Source organism: Kitasatospora sp. NPDC043950 (assembly GCF_056435345.1).
The window spans coordinates 140341-157115 of sequence record NZ_JBWKER010000008.1 but is presented as its reverse complement, the minus strand read 5'-3'; the positions used below and the strand labels follow the sequence as shown (position 1 = coordinate 157115).

At 70.8% G+C, this 16775-nt stretch carries 14 protein-coding genes, 1 tRNA gene and 1 pseudogene; 8 read left to right on the top strand and 8 right to left on the bottom strand.

The window, feature by feature from the left end; translation table 11 throughout:
• Positions 1 to 9 precede the first annotated feature (9 nt).
• Complete coding sequence (locus AC07BF_RS08185) at positions 10 to 999, top strand: LuxR C-terminal-related transcriptional regulator (RefSeq protein WP_400804193.1); 990 nt, start codon at positions 10 to 12, stop codon at positions 997 to 999.
• On the top strand, positions 999 to 1976 hold the full coding sequence (locus AC07BF_RS08180) for a LuxR C-terminal-related transcriptional regulator (RefSeq protein WP_363579811.1): 978 nt from the start codon (positions 999 to 1001) through the stop codon (positions 1974 to 1976). Before AC07BF_RS08185 ends, AC07BF_RS08180 begins: the two co-directional genes overlap by 1 nt.
• A 7-nt stretch (positions 1977 to 1983) precedes the next feature.
• On the opposite strand, the gene AC07BF_RS08175 is transcribed toward AC07BF_RS08180, so the two are convergent.
• Complete coding sequence (locus AC07BF_RS08175) at positions 1984 to 2610, bottom strand: TIR domain-containing protein (RefSeq protein WP_063348539.1); 627 nt, start codon at positions 2608 to 2610, stop codon at positions 1984 to 1986.
• Positions 2611 to 2980: 370 nt separating this feature from the next.
• Between AC07BF_RS08175 and AC07BF_RS08170 the strand changes: the two genes are divergently transcribed.
• The gene (locus AC07BF_RS08170; protein WP_363627870.1) at positions 2981 to 3139 is read left to right on the top strand and encodes a hypothetical protein; all 159 of its coding nucleotides are present in this window, start codon (positions 2981 to 2983) and stop codon (positions 3137 to 3139) included.
• Between the two features lie 18 nt (positions 3140 to 3157).
• Here the strand turns inward: AC07BF_RS08170 and AC07BF_RS08165 are convergent, their stop codons facing one another.
• The 5 genes from AC07BF_RS08165 to dnaK all read right to left on the bottom strand — a co-directional run bounded on the left by AC07BF_RS08165 (position 3158) and on the right by dnaK (position 8752).
• A complete protein-coding gene (locus AC07BF_RS08165; RefSeq protein ID WP_363579809.1) occupies positions 3158 to 4165 on the bottom strand; it encodes a helix-turn-helix domain-containing protein in 1008 nt (335 codons plus the stop codon).
• A gap of 194 nt (positions 4166 to 4359) precedes the next feature.
• Positions 4360 to 4884: a heat shock protein transcriptional repressor HspR gene (locus AC07BF_RS08160; protein WP_363579808.1), complete on the bottom strand. Its 525-nt coding sequence runs from the start codon at positions 4882 to 4884 to the stop codon at positions 4360 to 4362.
• Positions 4885 to 4891: 7 nt separating this feature from the next.
• Positions 4892 to 6049 carry a molecular chaperone DnaJ gene (gene dnaJ / locus AC07BF_RS08155; protein WP_363579807.1) on the bottom strand — a complete coding sequence of 386 codons (1158 nt, stop codon included), beginning with the start codon at positions 6047 to 6049 and terminating at the stop codon, positions 4892 to 4894.
• A gap of 238 nt (positions 6050 to 6287) precedes the next feature.
• Positions 6288 to 6923: a nucleotide exchange factor GrpE gene (gene grpE / locus AC07BF_RS08150; protein WP_063348542.1), complete on the bottom strand. Its 636-nt coding sequence runs from the start codon at positions 6921 to 6923 to the stop codon at positions 6288 to 6290.
• Positions 6920 to 8752 carry a molecular chaperone DnaK gene (gene dnaK, locus AC07BF_RS08145; RefSeq protein ID WP_350876573.1) on the bottom strand — a complete coding sequence of 611 codons (1833 nt, stop codon included), beginning with the start codon at positions 8750 to 8752 and terminating at the stop codon, positions 6920 to 6922. Before dnaK ends, grpE begins: the two co-directional genes overlap by 4 nt.
• A gap of 352 nt (positions 8753 to 9104) precedes the next feature.
• On the opposite strand from dnaK, the gene AC07BF_RS08140 reads away from it, so the two are divergent.
• From AC07BF_RS08140 to AC07BF_RS08125, 4 genes and pseudogenes are all read left to right on the top strand, one after another.
• Positions 9105 to 11327, top strand: a complete 2223-nt coding sequence (locus tag AC07BF_RS08140; protein ID WP_363579806.1) for a (Fe-S)-binding protein — start codon at positions 9105 to 9107, stop codon at positions 11325 to 11327.
• A 296-nt stretch (positions 11328 to 11623) separates the two neighbouring features.
• Positions 11624 to 12697, top strand: a pseudogene (manB, locus tag AC07BF_RS08135) (mannose-1-phosphate guanylyltransferase); the annotation flags it as partial.
• 268 nt (positions 12698 to 12965) lie between these two features.
• Positions 12966 to 14012, top strand: a complete 1047-nt coding sequence (locus tag AC07BF_RS08130) for a Yip1 family protein (protein WP_478333093.1) — start codon at positions 12966 to 12968, stop codon at positions 14010 to 14012.
• Between the two features lie 132 nt (positions 14013 to 14144).
• The gene (locus AC07BF_RS08125) at positions 14145 to 15035 is read left to right on the top strand and encodes an alanyl-tRNA editing protein (RefSeq protein WP_478333092.1); all 891 of its coding nucleotides are present in this window, start codon (positions 14145 to 14147) and stop codon (positions 15033 to 15035) included.
• An 84-nt stretch (positions 15036 to 15119) separates the two neighbouring features.
• Here AC07BF_RS08125 and dcd read toward each other — a convergent pair whose 3' ends face one another.
• Positions 15120 to 15695 (bottom strand): dCTP deaminase, encoded by a 576-nt coding sequence (gene dcd / locus AC07BF_RS08120; protein ID WP_363579803.1) that lies wholly within the window; start codon positions 15693 to 15695, stop codon positions 15120 to 15122.
• 72 nt (positions 15696 to 15767) lie between these two features.
• A complete protein-coding gene (locus AC07BF_RS08115) occupies positions 15768 to 15989 on the bottom strand; it encodes a hypothetical protein (RefSeq protein ID WP_079135746.1) in 222 nt (73 codons plus the stop codon).
• Between the two features lie 275 nt (positions 15990 to 16264).
• Between AC07BF_RS08115 and AC07BF_RS08110 the strand changes: the two genes are divergently transcribed.
• Positions 16265 to 16338 (top strand) — tRNA-Gly (locus AC07BF_RS08110).
• The last annotated feature ends 437 nt before the right edge of the window (positions 16339 to 16775 follow it).

Sequence of the window (16775 nt, the reverse complement as noted above, 5' to 3'; positions counted from 1 at the left end):
GGGATCCCCATGACCGACCCGTCGACCTCCCCCCTGCCCGACGACGCCGCCCGGGCGCTGTACCTCGCCGTCGTCGGCAACGGCGGCATCCTCCGGGCGGCCGACCTGACTCCGGGTGACGAACCGGTCCTGGGGCGGTTGCTCGACCTCGGACTGGTCGTCCCGAGGGTCGAGGACGCGGCCTACGCCGCGGTGAACCCGCGTGTCGTCATCGGCCGGATCGGGTCCGAACTGCGTTCCGTGGGTGGCGAACTGCTGGCCAGGGCGGACGAAGCGCCCGAGCGGTTCGCCGAGTTGGCGCAGGCCTTCGACGTCACGCCGCGCCACCCCGAGTGCTCCGTCGATGTCACGTACGTGCACGGCTTCGAACAGATCCGCCTGCGCCTGGCCCAACTCGACGCCGAGTGCTCGCAGGAGATGCTGTCCGCCCAGCCCGGCGGTGCCCGGCCCGTCGAGGGGCTCCCGGACGCCCTCGACCGGATGCGGCGGCTCGCCGAGCGCGGCGGCACCGTCCGGGGCATCTACGAGCCGGCGGCGGCCGCAGACCCGGCGACCGCCGCCTTCGCCGCCGCGTCCGCCGAGATCGGCTGCCGGTACCGGGTGCTGGGCGAGCCGTTCCGGCGGGTCCTGATCTACGACCGGAAGGTGGCCGTCATCCCCGCCGCGTCCGACAACAGCCGCGCGGCCTTCGTCGAGGACCCGGTGGTGGTCGACTTCATGGCCGACGCCTTCGAACGCGACTGGCAGCGCGCCGCCCGGGTCCGCTGGTCCCGTGGCCCGGAAGCCACCGAACCAGCCGATTCCCTGCCCGACCAGGTCGGCCGTTTCCTCGCCCAGGGCCTCACCCAGCGCGCCATCGCCACCCGCCTCGGCCTGAGCGAACGCACGGTGGCCGGCCACATCGCCCGGCTGCGCGAACTGTACGACGCCGAGACGCTCTTCCAACTCGGCTGGCAGCTCCGGTCGGCGGCCGACGCCGCCCGTCGGCGGGTGCCGTGATGCACGGGCGCGGCGCCGAGCGGCCCGACCAGGCCGCACACGACCTGTACCTGCGCATCCTCCGGCGCGGCGGCTGGATCGACCGGGCCGAGGTGGCCGACGCCGACCGACCGGCCCTGGAACACCTGCTCGCGCTCGGGCTGCTGCTCGCCCGGCCCGAATCCGACGTCTGCACCGCCGTCAACCCGCGGACGGTCGGCGACCGGATCAGTGCCGAGCTCCGGGCCGAAGGCACCCGGCTGCTCGTCCAGGCCGCCCAACTCCCGCAGGCCCTCGACGACCTGACCAAGGCCTACGACACGGCCCCGCGCCCGACCGACCGCGCCGGTACGGTGCATCACGTCCAGGGCCTCGGCGCGGTCATCCGGCGGTTCACCGAGGTGGAGGCGGCCTGCCGCCAGGAGATCCTCGTCGCCCAGCCCGGCCGGCCCCGCCACGCCCACCAGTTGGAGGAGGCCCTGGAACGGATCGGCCGGTTCTGCGGCCGGGGCGGCCGGATCCGGGTGATCTACGCACCCGGCGCCGTCCGGGACCAGGCGACCGCCGACCACACCGCCCGCGGCACCGAACTGGGCGCCCGCTTCCGGGTCCTGGCCGAGCCGTTCCGCCACCTGCACATCTTCGACCGCCGGATCGCCGTGCTCCAGTCCGCCGACGACCTCCGGAGCGCGACCTTCATCGAGGATCCGGCGACCGTCGACCATTTCCTGGCCGTGTTCGAACGGGACTGGGCCCGCTCAGGCCGCCTCCTCTGGAGCGCCGACCAGGCGTCCGCTCCCGAGTCGACGGCCCACGAGCAGGTCGGCCGGCTCCTCGCCCAGGGCCTCACCCAGCGCGCCATCGCCGGGCGCCTCGGCCTCAGCGAGCGGACGGTGGCCGGCCACATCGCCCGGCTGCGCGAACTGCACGACGCGGAGACGCTGTTCCAGCTGGGCTGGCAGCTGCGGGGCGCCCGGACGGGGGAGCCCGATGGGTGAGCGCTGTTCAGCCGGTGGCGGCGCTGGTCGGCCAGTAGCCGGCCCGGCCGACGACGGGGGGCTGCTGCCGGGGGACGTTGAACTGCTCACCGGGGGCGGTCCAGAAGCCCTCGCGCAGGGACAGCGCCATGCCGGCCCAGTCGAGCGCGGTCTCCACGGTGTGGTTGAGGGCCTCCTGCGACCAGGTGTCGTCGAAGACCAGCGGCAGGACGGGGGCGACCTGCTCGATGGTGGCGATCAGCGGGTTGTGCGTGATGGCCTCGTCGACGAGGAGGACGATCGGCTTCCGCAGCGCCGACGCCCACCCCAGCTCCAGGCTCACCCCGGCCGACAGCGGCGCCCCGACGTAGGCGAACACGAGGTCCGCGGACTGCAGGGCCCGGAAGTCGGACGGCACCCGGGGCTCCGGCGCCTGCCCGGCGACGGTCCAGGCATCACTGTGGTGCGCGCTGTACACGGCGGCACCGCTGCGGAGCAGGGTGGTACGGAGCGTCGTCAGCCGCGTCCGGCTGGCGAGCGTCACCACACTGTCCGCGGGCCCGGTCAGCCGCATCAGCGGCGCGGCCAGGAACACACGCGCACGCCGGCCCTCGGGGGTCTGTCCGGCGTGCTCTCGCAGGTAGGGCTCACTCATTGTCGACTCCGGGGATAGGTGCCAACCAGGCCGATCGCCCCGTTGGGTGGTGACTATCGGAATGCTGCTGTGCATTCGTTGTGGTCGAAACGAACTAGTCATGGACATGTTGTTTGTGGTGTCCCCGTCTTCCCCCTCCCGCGAGAGGGGTTGGGGAGTGCACTGATCGTCTCTGTCGACCGTCGCCACCGTCCACAGAGCCGTGGTGTCATCTCGATGCCTGGCAGAGAGATGACGCACTGGGGTAGCAGGCCCCCTGGCTTCCGGCATGGGCTTGCGGCATTATGTGGCAGGTTGTTCGAAACAATGGCTGGGTACCCGCGTCAAGTCTTAAACAAAGAGAGGGGGCACCATGTCTCGGATACGCCGGGTGGTGCGGTTTGTCCTGGTTCCAGTCGTTGTGGGTCTGGCGCTTTTCATCAGCAGCGGTTCGAGTCCGGCCGACGACACGATCTGGAACATCGGGGTTTCCCACGATGCGGCAGCGCCGAAGACCATGGCGCTGGCCAATGACACGATCTGGAACTGAGACCGCCGCGACGCTTGGTCAGTGATAGCTGTCGGAGTCGGTCGGAACGCTGTTCCTGGCCAATGCGTACCCGAGTTGGAAGAGCGACTCGACATTGTGCTCGTCGCGCATCTCGGCCAGGTGCCGCGCGAGCGTCCTTTCACTGATGCCGAGTCTGCGGGCGATCACCCGGTGGTTCACGCCTTCGAGCATGAGGTCGATGATCGTCTGCCGCATCCCGGAGACCACCTGCTGCGGAACGGCGCGCGCGCCGTCGAAGTCCAGCGCCCGGCTCCAGTTCCGCTCGAAGATCTCGCTGATCAGGTAGCTGATGACGGCCCGATCGTGCACGAAGGCAGCCAGATTGAGGTCCTCGGCGATGGGGATGACCGCGATTCGGCGATCGATGACGATCAATCGCGTGTAGGGCTCCTCCAGCGTCCGGAACCGCCCGCCGGCCTTGGTTATCGTGGCCACGTATTCCCTGGTGGGAGCGTGGTACCGGGTGCTCGGGTGGTAGATCGTCCTGAGCGTGATGCCCAGGCGGAGGGCTTCGAGGTCGCGGGTGAGGATGCCGGTGAGCGCCTCCGACGGGCGCGGCCCGCCGGGTTGGGCGGCGAGGATCTCCTCCGAGGCGCTGGCGACGATCTGCTGCACCCGCTGGTTGATCAGCACCTTCCCCCGCACGTACTCGATCGCGCCGCCGGCCTGCTCCGGTGAGTGGTAAGCGGCCGTCAGGTCGTGGAGATCGGTGGCGAGGGCCGACGCGCGGGTGAGCAGGTCGAGCGCCTGGCGCTGCCAGGTCACGGAGAGGCTCTCGGACAGCTGCTGGGGGTCGACCGCGACGAGGACACCGGGCTCGTCGGTGTCGGCGACCAGAAGGCCTATGGCCACCAACTCCTCCTGGGCCCCGCCCGCCCTGGCGAGGTCGGAGTCCTTCGGAAGCCGTCCGTTCTCGCGGATGACCGCCAGATACAACTCCCGCGCTTCTTTCGAGAGGACGGAGGGCCCAATCGCGGCGGTACTGGGCTGTTCTCGTCCACTCATCTGCGGGCTCCTTGCCGTGGCCGTGTCTGCACTACCTGCCGGGCACCAATACCGGAATCGCAGTGCAGCATGCCAGATCGGGTGGCATCGGTGAGGGCGGCCAGATTTGTTCGACAGCACTCTCTCACCACGATCAAGCCGCCGGCACCCCCCGGGTGGAGGGGAGCCGGCGGCCGGAGGTGTTCAGCCAAGTCTCAGCGTTTGGGGCGCCAGACGACCAGGGCGCTGGACTGGGTGGGGGGCTGGTAGGGGACGAGGTCGCGGCGGTAGGAGGCGTGGACGGCGGCCTCGCGCTGCTGGAGGGCGCTGGTGGCGCCTTCGAGGGAGTCGACCAGTTCGCCGATGCGGGACTGGAGCGCGGTGACCTGGTTCTCCAGCTCGATGATCCGCTTGATGCCGGCCAGGTTGATGCCCTCGTCCTGGGAGAGCCGCTGGACCTCGCGCAGCTGCTGGATGTCGCGCGCGGAGTAGCGGCGGCCCCGGCCGGCGGTGCGGTCGGGGCTGACCAGACCGAGGCGGTCGTACTGGCGGAGGGTCTGCGGGTGCAGGCCGGAGAGCTCGGCGGCGACGGAGATGACGTACACCGGGGTGTCCTCGGTGAGGACGTACTGCGGCGGGGCGGTGGGCCGCCGGGTGCGGCGGCCGTCGCCGGGCAGGCCGGAGCCGATGCCGGGCAGGCCTTCACCGATGCCGGGGCCGATGGGGCTGTCGGGGATCATCTGGTCGTCACGCTCCCTTCGCCGCCCGGAACAGGGCGGCTCGTGGGTCGTCGGAGGCGGTGGCCTCGCGGTACTGCTCCAGGGCGTTCAGCGCGTCCCCGGTGACGTGCCGCGGCACCACGACCTCGACGGTGACGAGGAGGTCGCCGCGGGTGCCGTCCTTGCGGGTGGCACCCTTGCCGCGGGCGCGCATGGTGAGGCCGTTGGCGCTGCCGGGGGGCAGCTTCAGCTTCACGGCGGGCCCGTTCAGCGTGGGCACCTCGATGGTGGCGCCGAGGGTGGCCTCGGGGAAGGTGACGGGGACGGTGACGGTGAGGTTGTCCCCCTTGCGCCCGAAGACGGGGTGCGGGCCGACGTGCACGGTGACGTAGAGGTCGCCGGGCTGTCCGCCGCGTTCGCCCTGGGCGCCCTTGCCCTTGAGCCGGATGCGCTGGGCGTCCTGGACGCCGGCCGGGATGCGGACCTGCATGGTGTGGGCGGAGCTGGCCCGGCCGCTGCCGTGGCAGTCGACGCACGGGTCGTCGACGATCATGCCGCGCCCGCGGCAGTCCTTGCACGGCTCGGAGAGCGCGAACGCGCCCTGGCCGCGGCTGACGGTGCCGGCGCCGACGCAGGTCGGGCAGACCCGCGGGGTGGTGCCGGACTTGGCGCCGGTGCCGTTGCAGCTGCGGCAGGGGGCCTGGCTGGTCATCCGCAGCGGGACGGTCGCACCGTCGACGGCCTCGTCGAAGGCGAGGGTCACCTCGGTCTCGACGTCGGCGCCGCGCCGGGGCTGGGCCTGCCGGCCGCCGCCGCGGTTGAAGAGCCCGCCGAAGACGTCGCCGAGCCCGCCGCTGCCGGTGTTCTGGCTGCCGCTGAAGAGGTCGCCGAAGTCGAAGTTGTAGCTGCCGTTGCCCTGGCCGGGTCCGCCGGCCCGGAAGCCGCCGTTGGCGAAGAGGCTGCGGGCCTCGTCGTACTCCTTGCGGCGCTTCTCGTCGGACAGGACGTCGTAGGCCTCGGAGATGTCCTTGAAGCGTTCCTCGGCCTTGACGTCACCCTTGTTGGCGTCCGGGTGGAACTCGCGCGCGAGCTTGCGGTAGGTCTTCTTGATCTCGGCGGCGGTGGCGTCCTTGGGCACGCCGAGGACCTTGTAGTAGTCCTTCTCCACGTAGTCCTTGCCACTCATGCGTCCACCTCGCTCCGCTCGGCAGCCGCTCCGCGCAACACGCGCCTTTCAACGATTCGTTTTTCAACGATTCGCTCGCTGCGCTTGCTCATAGCTGCCGCCACCTCCCGATGTCCATCGTCGCTGCGCTGTCAACAGCCGCTTCACCGGGCGCTGTTGACAGCGCGCTGCGGAGCCGGCCGCCGTACTGGCCGGCGTACGACTCCGCAGCGCACTGGTTGTCAGCTGTCACAGGTTGTCAGCTGTCCGAACCACCGTCGGACTTGTCCGCGTCCCCGGACTTCGCCTCGCCGTCGGGCGCGGCCGTGGTCTGGGTGCCCGGCTGGGGCTCCGCGACGGCGACCATGGCGGGGCGGATGATCCGCTCGCCGATGCGGTAGCCGGGCTGGAGGATCTGCACACAGGTGTCCTCGGTGACGTCCGAGGAGTAGCTGTGCATCAGCGCCTCGTGCATGGTCGGGTCGAAGGGCTCGCCCTCCTTGCCGAACTGCTGGAGGCCCAGCTTGGCGACGACCGTCTCCAGGGACTCGGCGACGGACTTGAAGCCGCCGGTGACCTCGCCGTGCTCGCGGGCGCGGCCGATGTCGTCGAGCACCGGGATCAGGGACTCCAGGATGTTGGAGACCGCGATCTCGCGGACCGTCAGCCGGTCGCGCTCGACCCGCTTGCGGTAGTTCTGGTACTCGGCCTGCAGGCGCTGCAGGTCGGCGGTGCGCTCGGCCGACTCCCGCTTGGCAGTGGCGAGTTCGTCGGAGCCCGCACCGGAGCCGGAGTCGGCGGCGCCGGCTGCGGCGGCCTCCTCGGCGGCCTTGATCACAGCCTCGTCGGCGGCGGAGTCGTCGCCGGGCTTGCCGCCCTGCGGCTTGTCCGTCATGCCGCACCGCCCTTGGGCTTCTCGTCGTCCACGATCTCGGCGTCGACGACGTCGTCGTCCTTGGCCTGGGTGGACTCGCCGGCCGGGGCGGCGGCGTCGGCGTTGGCGTACAGCGCCTGGCCGAGCTTCTGCGCGGTGGTGGAGACCTTCTCCGAGGCTTCGCGGATCTTCGCGATGTCCTCGCCCTTCAGGGCCTCCTTGAGCTCGCCGATGGCGGTCTCGACCTCGGCCTTGACGTCGGCGGGGAGCTTGTCGGTGTTGTCGGCGATGAACTTCTCGGTCGAGTAGACGAGCTGCTCGGCGGAGTTGCGGGTCTCGACGGACTCGCGGCGCTTGTGGTCCTCCTCCGCGTACTGCTCGGCCTCGCGCATCATGCGCTCGATGTCGTCCTTCGGCAGCGCGGAGCCGCCGGTGACGGTCATCTTCTGCTCCTTGCCGGTGCCGAGGTCCTTCGCGCCGACGTGCATGATGCCGTTTGCGTCGATGTCGAAGGTGACCTCGATCTGCGGCAGGCCGCGCGGCGCCGGCGGCAGGCCGGTCAGCTCGAACATGCCCAGCTTCTTGTTGTACGCCGCGATCTCGCGCTCGCCCTGGTAGACCTGGATCTGCACGGACGGCTGGTTGTCCTCGGCCGTGGTGAAGATCTCGGAGCGCTTGGTCGGGATCGTGGTGTTGCGCTCGATCAGCTTGGTCATGATGCCGCCCTTGGTCTCGATGCCGAGGGACAGCGGGGTGACGTCGAGCAGCAGGACGTCCTTGACCTCGCCCTTGAGGACACCGGCCTGGAGCGCGGCGCCGATGGCGACGACCTCGTCCGGGTTGACGCCCTTGTTGGCGTCCTTGCCGCCGGTCAGCTCGCGGACGAGCTCGGCGACGGCGGGCATGCGGGTCGAGCCGCCGACCAGGACGACGTGGTCGATCTCGGAGAGCGAGATGCCGGCGTCCTTGATCACGTTGTGGAACGGGACCTTGCAGCGCTCCAGCAGGTCGGAGGTGAGCTGCTGGAACTGGGCGCGGGTGAGCTTCTCGTCCAGGTGCAGCGGGCCCTCGGCGGAGGCCGTGATGTAGGGCAGGTTGATCGAGGTCTCGGAGGACGAGGACAGCTCGATCTTGGCCTTCTCGGCGGCCTCGCGCAGACGCTGCAGGGCCATCTTGTCCTTGGACAGGTCGACGCCGTGGCCGGCCTGGAAGACCTTGACCAGGTGGTCGACGACCTTCTGGTCCCAGTCGTCACCACCGAGGTGGTTGTCACCGTTGGTGGCCTTCACCTCGACGACCCCGTCGCCGATCTCCAGCAGGGAGACGTCGAAGGTGCCGCCGCCGAGGTCGAAGACCAGGATGGTCTGGTCGTCCTTGTCGAGGCCGTAGGCCAGGGCGGCCGCGGTCGGCTCGTTGACGATGCGCAGGACGTTGAGGCCCGCGATCTCACCGGCCTCCTTGGTGGCCTGGCGCTCGGAGTCGGAGAAGTACGCCGGAACGGTGATGACGGCGTCGGTGACGGTCTCACCCAGGTAGGCCTCGGCGTCCCGCTTCAGCTTCTGCAGCACGAAGGCGCTGATCTGCTGCGGGTTGAAGTCCTTGCCGTCCAGGTTGATCTTCCACCCGGTGCCCATGTGGCGCTTGACCGAGCGAATGGTGCGGTCGACGTTGGTGACCGCCTGACGCTTGGCCACCTCGCCGACCAGGACCTCGCCGTTCTTCGCGAAAGCGACGACGGACGGCGTGGTCCGCGCGCCCTCGGCGTTCGTGATGACGGTGGGCTCGCCACCCTCCAGAACGCTGACGACCGAGTTCGTCGTACCGAGGTCGATGCCGACCGCGCGTGCCATCGTAAATACCTCCACGGAAGAGTTGAGCTTTACAGGCTCAAGGATGCATGACCGGATGGGTGTCGTCAACAGGGATGAGTCGCCACCGCTCAACTTTGCTGAGCGGTCTCCTTCCCGCGGCCGCGGCGACTTCCCGTGGCCTTGGTCGTGGCCGTGGCCGTGGCCGTGGTCGCCGGCCGCGGCGCGTGTGGCGCCACGTGACTGCCGCCATAGCTTGGGAACCTTCTGGAGGACTGGTGGTGGGCGGTAATGTCCGGGCCGTCGGCCCAGAAAGTTACCGGCGAGTACAATCCCTTCCACGCAAGACCGTTCAAAGACCGCTCAACAGCAAGCCGCAGGAGACGGAGAGCCGATGCAGCTAGCAGCGATCGTCATCTCGCTGGTCACGTTCGTGATCGGCACCGCGCTCGCCGCCCGTGCGGCGCTGTACATCTACAAAGTGGTACGGACCGGCCAGCCGGACCCCACCCGCTTCGGTCAGCCCGCCCAGCGGGTGAAGACCGTCGCGGTCGAGTTCGTCGGACACACCCGGATGAACCGCTGGGGGATCGTGGGCATCGCCCACTGGTTCGTCGCGGTCGGCTTCTTCAGCCTGGTGCTGACCATCGTCAACGCCTTCGGCCAGCTCTTCGACGCCGAGTTCGCGCTGCCGATCATCGGCCACTGGATGCTCTGGCAGCTCTTCGTCGAGCTCGTCGGCACCCTCACCACGCTGGGCATCGCGACGCTGATCGTGATCCGGCTGCTCAGCCTGCCGTCCCGGTCCGGCCGCAAGTCCCGCTTCGCCGGCTCGATCGCCTGGCAGGCCTTCTACGTCGAGTACACGATCCTCGGCATCGGCCTCTGCATCCTGATGCTGCGCGCCCTGGAGGGCGCCCTCAACGGCGTCGACTCGTACGGGCCCGAGCACCTGGTCTCGTACCCGCTGGTCTCCGCTTTCAGCGGCCTGTCGCACGGCACGCTGGAGAACCTGATCTACCTCTTCGCGATGCTGAAGATCTGCATCTCGTTCGCGTGGGCGACCACCATCGGCATCAACCCCTCGATGGGCGTGGCCTGGCACCGCTTCCTCGGCTTCTTCAACATCTACTTCAAGCGCGAGGAGGACGGCGGCACCGCGCTCGGCGCCCTGCGTCCGATGACCAGCGGCGGTCAGCCGATCGACTTCGAGGACCCGGCCGACGACGCCGTGTTCGGCGTCTCCCAGGTCGAGCACTTCTCCTGGAAGGGCATCCTCGACTTCTCCACCTGCACCGAGTGCGGCCGCTGCCAGTCGCAGTGCCCCGCCTGGAACACCGGCAAGCCGCTCTCGCCGAAGCTGCTGATCATGGGCCTGCGCGAGCACGCCTTCGGCAAGGCGCCCTACCTGCTGGCCGGTGGCGGCAAGGACATGGAGGGCGAGGAGAAGGCCACCGCCGAGCAGCTCAAGGACGTCCCGGCGGCCGCCCTGGCCGAGGCCGAGCGCCCGCTGATCGGCACCGCCGAGGAGAACGGCGTCATCGACCCGGACGTCCTGTGGTCCTGCACCACCTGCGGCGCCTGCGTCGAGCAGTGCCCGGTGGACATCGAGCACATCGACCACATCGTCGACATGCGCCGCTACCAGGTGATGATCGAGTCCTCGTTCCCGACCGAGGCCGGGACGATGCTCAAGAACCTGGAGAACAAGGGCAACCCGTGGGGCATGGCCACCAAGGCCCGCCTGGACTGGGTCAAGGAGCTCAAGAAGGAGACCGGCATCGAGGTGCCGGTGATCGGCGAGGACATCGACCCCGCCGAGGTCGAGTACCTCTACTGGGTCGGCTGCGCCGGCGCCCTGGAGGACCGCGCCAAGAAGACCACCAAGGCCTTCGCCGAGCTGCTGCACACCGCGGGCGTGAAGTTCGCCATCCTCGGCAAGGAGGAGTCCTGCACCGGTGACTCCGCCCGCCGGCTGGGCAACGAGTTCCTCTTCCAGATGCTCGGCGCGCAGAACGTCGAGACGCTGAACGCGGCCCTGGAGGACGCGCCGGTCAAGCGGATCGTCGCCACCTGCCCGCACTGCTTCAACACCATCGCCAACGAGTACCCGCAGCTGGGCGGCCACTTCGAGGTCATCCACCACACCCAGCTGCTGCAGCACCTGATCGACGAGGGCAAGCTCGTCCCGGTCAACCCGGTCGAGGGCCTGATCACCTACCACGACCCCTGCTACCTGGGCCGCCACAACAAGGTCTACAGCCCGCCGCGCGAGATCATGGACAAGGTCCCCGGTCTGCGCCAGCAGGAGATGCACCGGCACAAGGAGCGCGGCTTCTGCTGCGGCGCCGGCGGTGCCCGGATGTGGATGGAGGAGCGCATCGGCAAGCGGATCAACACCGAGCGCGTGGACGAGGCGCTGTCCCTCAACCCGGACATCGTCTCCACCGCCTGCCCGTTCTGCCTGGTGATGCTCTCCGACTCGGTCAACGGCAAGAAGAACGAGGGCGCCGCCAAGGAGCACCTGAAGGTGGTCGACGTCGCCCAGCTGCTGCTCGACTCGGTGAGGGCGACCCCGCCGGCCGCCGCCGAGGAGCCTGCGACGGTGGACGCGTAGCGTCCTCTGTTCGACAGTTCTGCTACAACTGCCCGGCCCGGTGGTCGCCGCGAGAGCGCCCGCCGGGCCGGGCTTTTGGGGGGCCGGGACGGGCCGGACCGGGGGCGGGACCCGTAGGGGAGTGGTGCCAATCGCACGGCCGCCTGAGTGTCCGCCCGTTGGGAGGAAATACAGTAGGCGGCAGACCGGCCTCGCGCCGGTCGACCCGTTCCGGACGGCCGGACGGGTCCTGACCACCGACGGAGGTATCGGCCCGCCGGGCCGGGCCGCAGAGCACAAGGGGAACAGCGCAGACCATGACCGAGGCGATCATGCTGGTCGGTGGTAAGGGCACGCGACTGCGTCCGCTGACCACCCACACCCCCAAGCCCATGCTGCCGGTGGCGGGCGTCCCCTTCATCGCACACCAGCTGGCCCGCGCGGCCGCCGCCGGCGTCACCCGCGTCGTGCTGGCCACCTCCTACCTGGCCGAGGTCTTCGAGGACCACTTCCAGGACGGCACCCCGTACGGCATCGAGCTGGTCTACCTGACCGAACGCGAGCCGCTGGGCACCGGCGGCGCGATCCGCAACGCGGCGTCCGGGCTGACCTGCGGCCCCGACGAGCCCGTGCTGGTCTTCAACGGCGACATCCTCTCCGGCGTCGACATCGCCGCCCTGCGCGACGGCCACGTGGCCGCCGGGGCCGACGTCACCCTGCACCTCACCCGGGTCGAGGACCCGCGCGCCTTCGGCCTCGTCCCGACCGACGCGAACGGGCGGGTGCTGGAGTTCCTGGAGAAGCCGGAGACGCCCGAGCAGATCGTCACCGACCAGATCAACGCCGGCTGCTACGTCTTCACCCGGTCCGTCATCGACCGCATCCCGGCCGGCCGCGAGGTGTCCGTCGAACGCGAGACCTTCCCCGAGCTGCTGGCCACCGGCGCGCTGCTGCGCGGCGTCGTCGACACCTCGTACTGGCTCGACCTCGGCACCCCGGCCGCGTTCGTCCGCGGCTCGGCCGACCTGGTGCTCGGCAAGGTCGACTCCCCGGCCGTCCCCGGCCCGACCGGCGACGCCCTGCTGCTGCCCGGCGCCACCGTCCACCCCGGCGCGGTGCTCAGCGGCGGCACCGTGGTCTCCGCGAACGCGGTGGTCGAGGCCGGCGCGATCGTCGAGGGCAGCGTGATCCTGCCGGGCGCGGTGGTCGGCCCGGAGACCCTGGTCAAGGACTCCATCGTGGGCGCCTTCGCCACCGTCGGCGCCCGCTCGGCGCTGGACGGCGCGGTGATCGGCGACGGCGCGATCGTCGAGTCCGACAACGAGCTGCCGAACGGCATCCGGATCGCCTGCGGCACCCTGCTGCCGGTCGGCGCGGTCCGCACCTCGGCCGGCCCGGGCGGCTGCCCGGCCGGCACCGCCGCGGCCGCCGCGGTGCACGGGCCCTCGGTCAGCGCGCAGCGGTAGCAGGACGCCGGGCCGGGCCGCTGTCGCCGGGTCGCTGTAGCGCCGTCGGCGGGTCGCAGTGGCGCCGTCGGCGGATCGGCGGTGGCGCCGTCGGCGGCGGGATTTCGGCCGCGTTCGTCTCAGGCTCGCTGCAAACCGGCCCCGGCTCCGTCCAGGCCCCACGCGGATTGGGCCGGACGGGTACCGTCAGAGCGTGGCTGGTAATCGATACGACAGCGGGCAGGGCGCCGACCCCCACGGCGGGTGGGCGCCCCCTCCGCCGCCGGCGGGGCCCGGGGGGCACGGGCAGACGGACGGGCCGGAGTACTTCACGACCTCGCACCGGGGCGTGACCGACGGCCCCGACGGCACGCCCGGAGGCCCCGGCGCCCCGGGCCCGCAGGGCGGCTACGACCCGTACGCCGCCGACCGGCCCGGCGGCACCCGGGCCTTCCCGACCGGCGACCCGTACGCGCAGGAGCCGCCCCACCAGGGGTACTACGACCAGGGCCAGTACCCCGGGCACCCCGGCTACCCCGGGTACCCACAGGAGGGGTACGGCGCCGAGGGCTACGACCAGGGCTACGACCAGGGCGGACACCCGCAGGGCGACGGCTACGGCCAGGACGGCTACGGGCCGCAGCAGCAGCCGCCGTACGGCCAGGACAACGTCACCGTCTACCGGGCCGGCGGCCAGTCCGCCCCGCACGTCGCCGGGCCCCGCCCGCACTGGCGCGAACTGCTCATCGGCATCTTCCGCGCCCCCACCGCGACCTTCGACCGCGCCCGCGACCACCAGGTCTGGCTGCCCGCCCTCACCGTCTCGATGCTGTACGGCGCGCTCGCGGTGCTCGGCATCGGCCTGACCCACGACGACATCGTCGACTCGACCTTCACCGTCGCGCTGACCGGCATCGCCGCCGCCGCGATCGGCTTCGCCGTGGCCGGAGCGGTCTTCGGCGGCGTCACCTACGCGCTGGCCCGCCAGCTCGGCGGGGACGGCCCGTGGAAGTCGACGGTCGGCCTGGCCGCGCTGATCGGCTGGCTGACGGACGCGCCCCGGCTGCTGCTCGACCTGGTGCTGCCCTCGGGCAGCGCGGTCGTCCAGGTCGCCGGATGGGCCACCTGGGCGTTCTGCGCGTACCTGCTGACCAGCATGGTCCGGCGGGTGCACGACCTGCCCTGGGGCAAGGCGGCCGCCGCCTCGGCGGTGCAACTGCTCGCGCTGCTGGTGCTGATCAAGCTGCCGACCCTGGGCTGACGGCCGGAGGGCACAATGGTGGACGGATCCCGGTCAGGCCGGGCCCGTCCACCCTCTTCACCCCCTCAGCCTTCACCCCCCACCCCCTCACGCCCCCACCCCCTCACCCGTTCCACGTCACCGGAGCCAGGAATGACCCTCCCCACCACGCACGTCAGCTTCCCGGCCGGGGCGGTGACCGGCGAGTCGACGGTGATCGCGGTGCACCCGCTGGGGGACGGTCGGCACGCCGTCGTGACCGGGGCCACCCCGTTCCACCCGCTCGACCACACCTGGCCCGACCAGCCCGCGGACCTCGGCACCCTCACCGTCGACGGCACCGAGCTGGCCGTCGTCGACTGCCTCACCGGCGCCGTCGGCCCGGACGGCGGAACGCCGCTGGCCGGCGCCGACATCCCGGTCCGGCGCGGCGACGAGGAGTGGTCCTGGCTGGTCCTGCACGTCGTCGACACCGACCCCGGCGACCTCGTCGGGCGCACCGCCGTCCTCGCCGTCGACGCCGACCGCCGGGCCGCCCTCAGCGCCTCGCACAGCGGCTGCCACCTGCTCGCCCTCGCCCTCAACGAGGCCCTCGCGCCGCGCTGGCGCAAGGACCCGGGCCGCTCCGACGCCCTCGGCCACCCCGACTTCGACAGCCTCGCGATGGCCACCTCGGTGATGGACACCGAGGCCAGCACCGACACCTACCGGCTCGGCAAGTCGCTGAAGAAGAAGGGCTTCACGGCGGACGCCACCGACGAGCTCCCCGCTCTCGCGGACGCCTTGCCCGCCCTCACCGAGGCCGTCAACGCCCGGCTCGCCGCCTGGGTCGCCGCCGACGCCCCGGTCCGCATCGAGGTCCCCGGCCCCGAGCTCACCGCCCGCCGCCAGTGGCACTGCGAGCTGCCCGAGGGCGGCGCGCAGATCTTCTGCGGCGGCACCCACCTGCACCACCTCGGCGAACTCGCCGAACTCCGCACCGAACTGCGGCTCTCCGAGGACGGCACCGAACTGGTCGCCATCACCCGCCCCAAGCGGGCCTGAGCACCCGGGAAACGCGACGGGCGGCCGCCCCTCGTCCGTCATCGGCGAGGGTCGGCCGCCCGTACTGCGTGCGCTCCGCCCGGATCAGACGTCGGTGCGGTGGAAGTTCAGGAACGAACGGGACGGCGTCGGGCCGCGCTGGCCCTGGTAGCGCGAGCCGTACCGCTCCGAGCCGTACGGGTGCTCCGACGGCGAGGAGAGCCGGAACAGACAGAGCTGCCCGATCTTCATCCCCGGGTACAGCTTGATCGGCAGCGTCGCGACGTTCGACAGCTCCAGCGTCACGTGACCGTTGAAACCGGGGTCGATGAAGCCGGCCGTCGAGTGCGTCAGCAGGCCCAGCCGGCCCAGACTCGACTTGCCCTCCAGCCGGGACGCCACGTCGTCGGGCAGCGAGATGACCTCGTACGTCGAGGCCAGCACGAACTCGCCCGGGTGCAGGATGAACGCGTCGTCGCCCTCGGGCTCCACCAGCCGGGTCAGGTCCGGCTGCTCCTCGGAGGGGTCGATGTGCGGGTAGCGGTGGTTCTCGAACACGCGGAAGAAGCGGTCGAGGCGCACGTCGATGCTCGACGGCTGGATCATCGCCGGGTCGAACGGGTCGACGACGACCCGGCCCAGGTCGATTTCGGTCCGGATGTCCTTGTCAGAGAGCAGCACGCTTCGAGGTTACGTGCACGACAGGGCCCCGGACGAATCCGCCCGGGGCCCGTTCCGTCCTCGCGTCGACCGTCAGGCCAGGAACTCCGCGGCCTCCAGCCGCAGCGCCCGGTCCAGCTGCGGCGCCGACAGCTCCCGCACGTCGGCCAGCACCGAACTCCTCAGCCGCCCGCACTGCGGACAGCGGATCAGCCGCCCGGGCCCGAGCCGGCCCGGACCGAGGTTCTGCATCGGGAACGTGGTGGTGCTGAACAGGTGCCCCTCGGCACAACGAACGACGGCGCGCTGCTCCATCGATCCCCTTCCCATCCCTAACCCAGTACTCACCCGTACTCATCGCGCCCCGCGGGACCTCGCCCCGGGACAGCGTCACATTAGGGGATGCTCCGGACATTCCACACCGTGGCTCGCCGCCCCGAACCCACCCGCCGGAGGACTCGTACGCGGCCCACACAGTACGCCCCCCCTCCACCCCCGCCCGCCCCGCCACTCCCCGGGCGGGCCGTGCAACCACAGTCGCGAATGGGGTACAGTGACACTGGATTGAGCGGTCTCTGACGGCTCATCAGGCGGGCGTAGTTTAATGGTAGAACATGAGCTTCCCAAGCTTAGAGCGCGAGTTCGATTCTCGTCGCCCGCTCCAGCAGTAAAGCCCCAGGTCAACGGCCTGGGGCTTTCGTGTTGTCTGGACCAATTCGGGGTCGTCGTGCCAGATCCGCTCCAGAAGGTCGATCGGTGCGGTGTGCGGGCGGCGAAAGCCGGCTCGCCGGCCTGGCTTCCGAGGTCGTGAGTGGCGATCGGTGGTGCCAAGGGCTTCGGTGAGGTGCGCTGTGATCTCGGGCGGAGAGTCGGTGGCCCCGAGCGTGCTGGCGACGGTCGTGGCGGCTCGGTCGGCAGCTTGACATCCCCGAGGGGCTCGGCGGCTGTAGTGGCCGAATGTTCTGATCGGCGATCCCCCGTTGGGGGTCGGGATGCCGGGCGAGGCGCTTCGGTTTGCATCAGGCGAGCCGGGGGCGGAGCTATGCCCCTCGAAGCTTCCAGTCGTTTCGGATCTTGTGGTCCGTCCTGTCCCTGACGTGC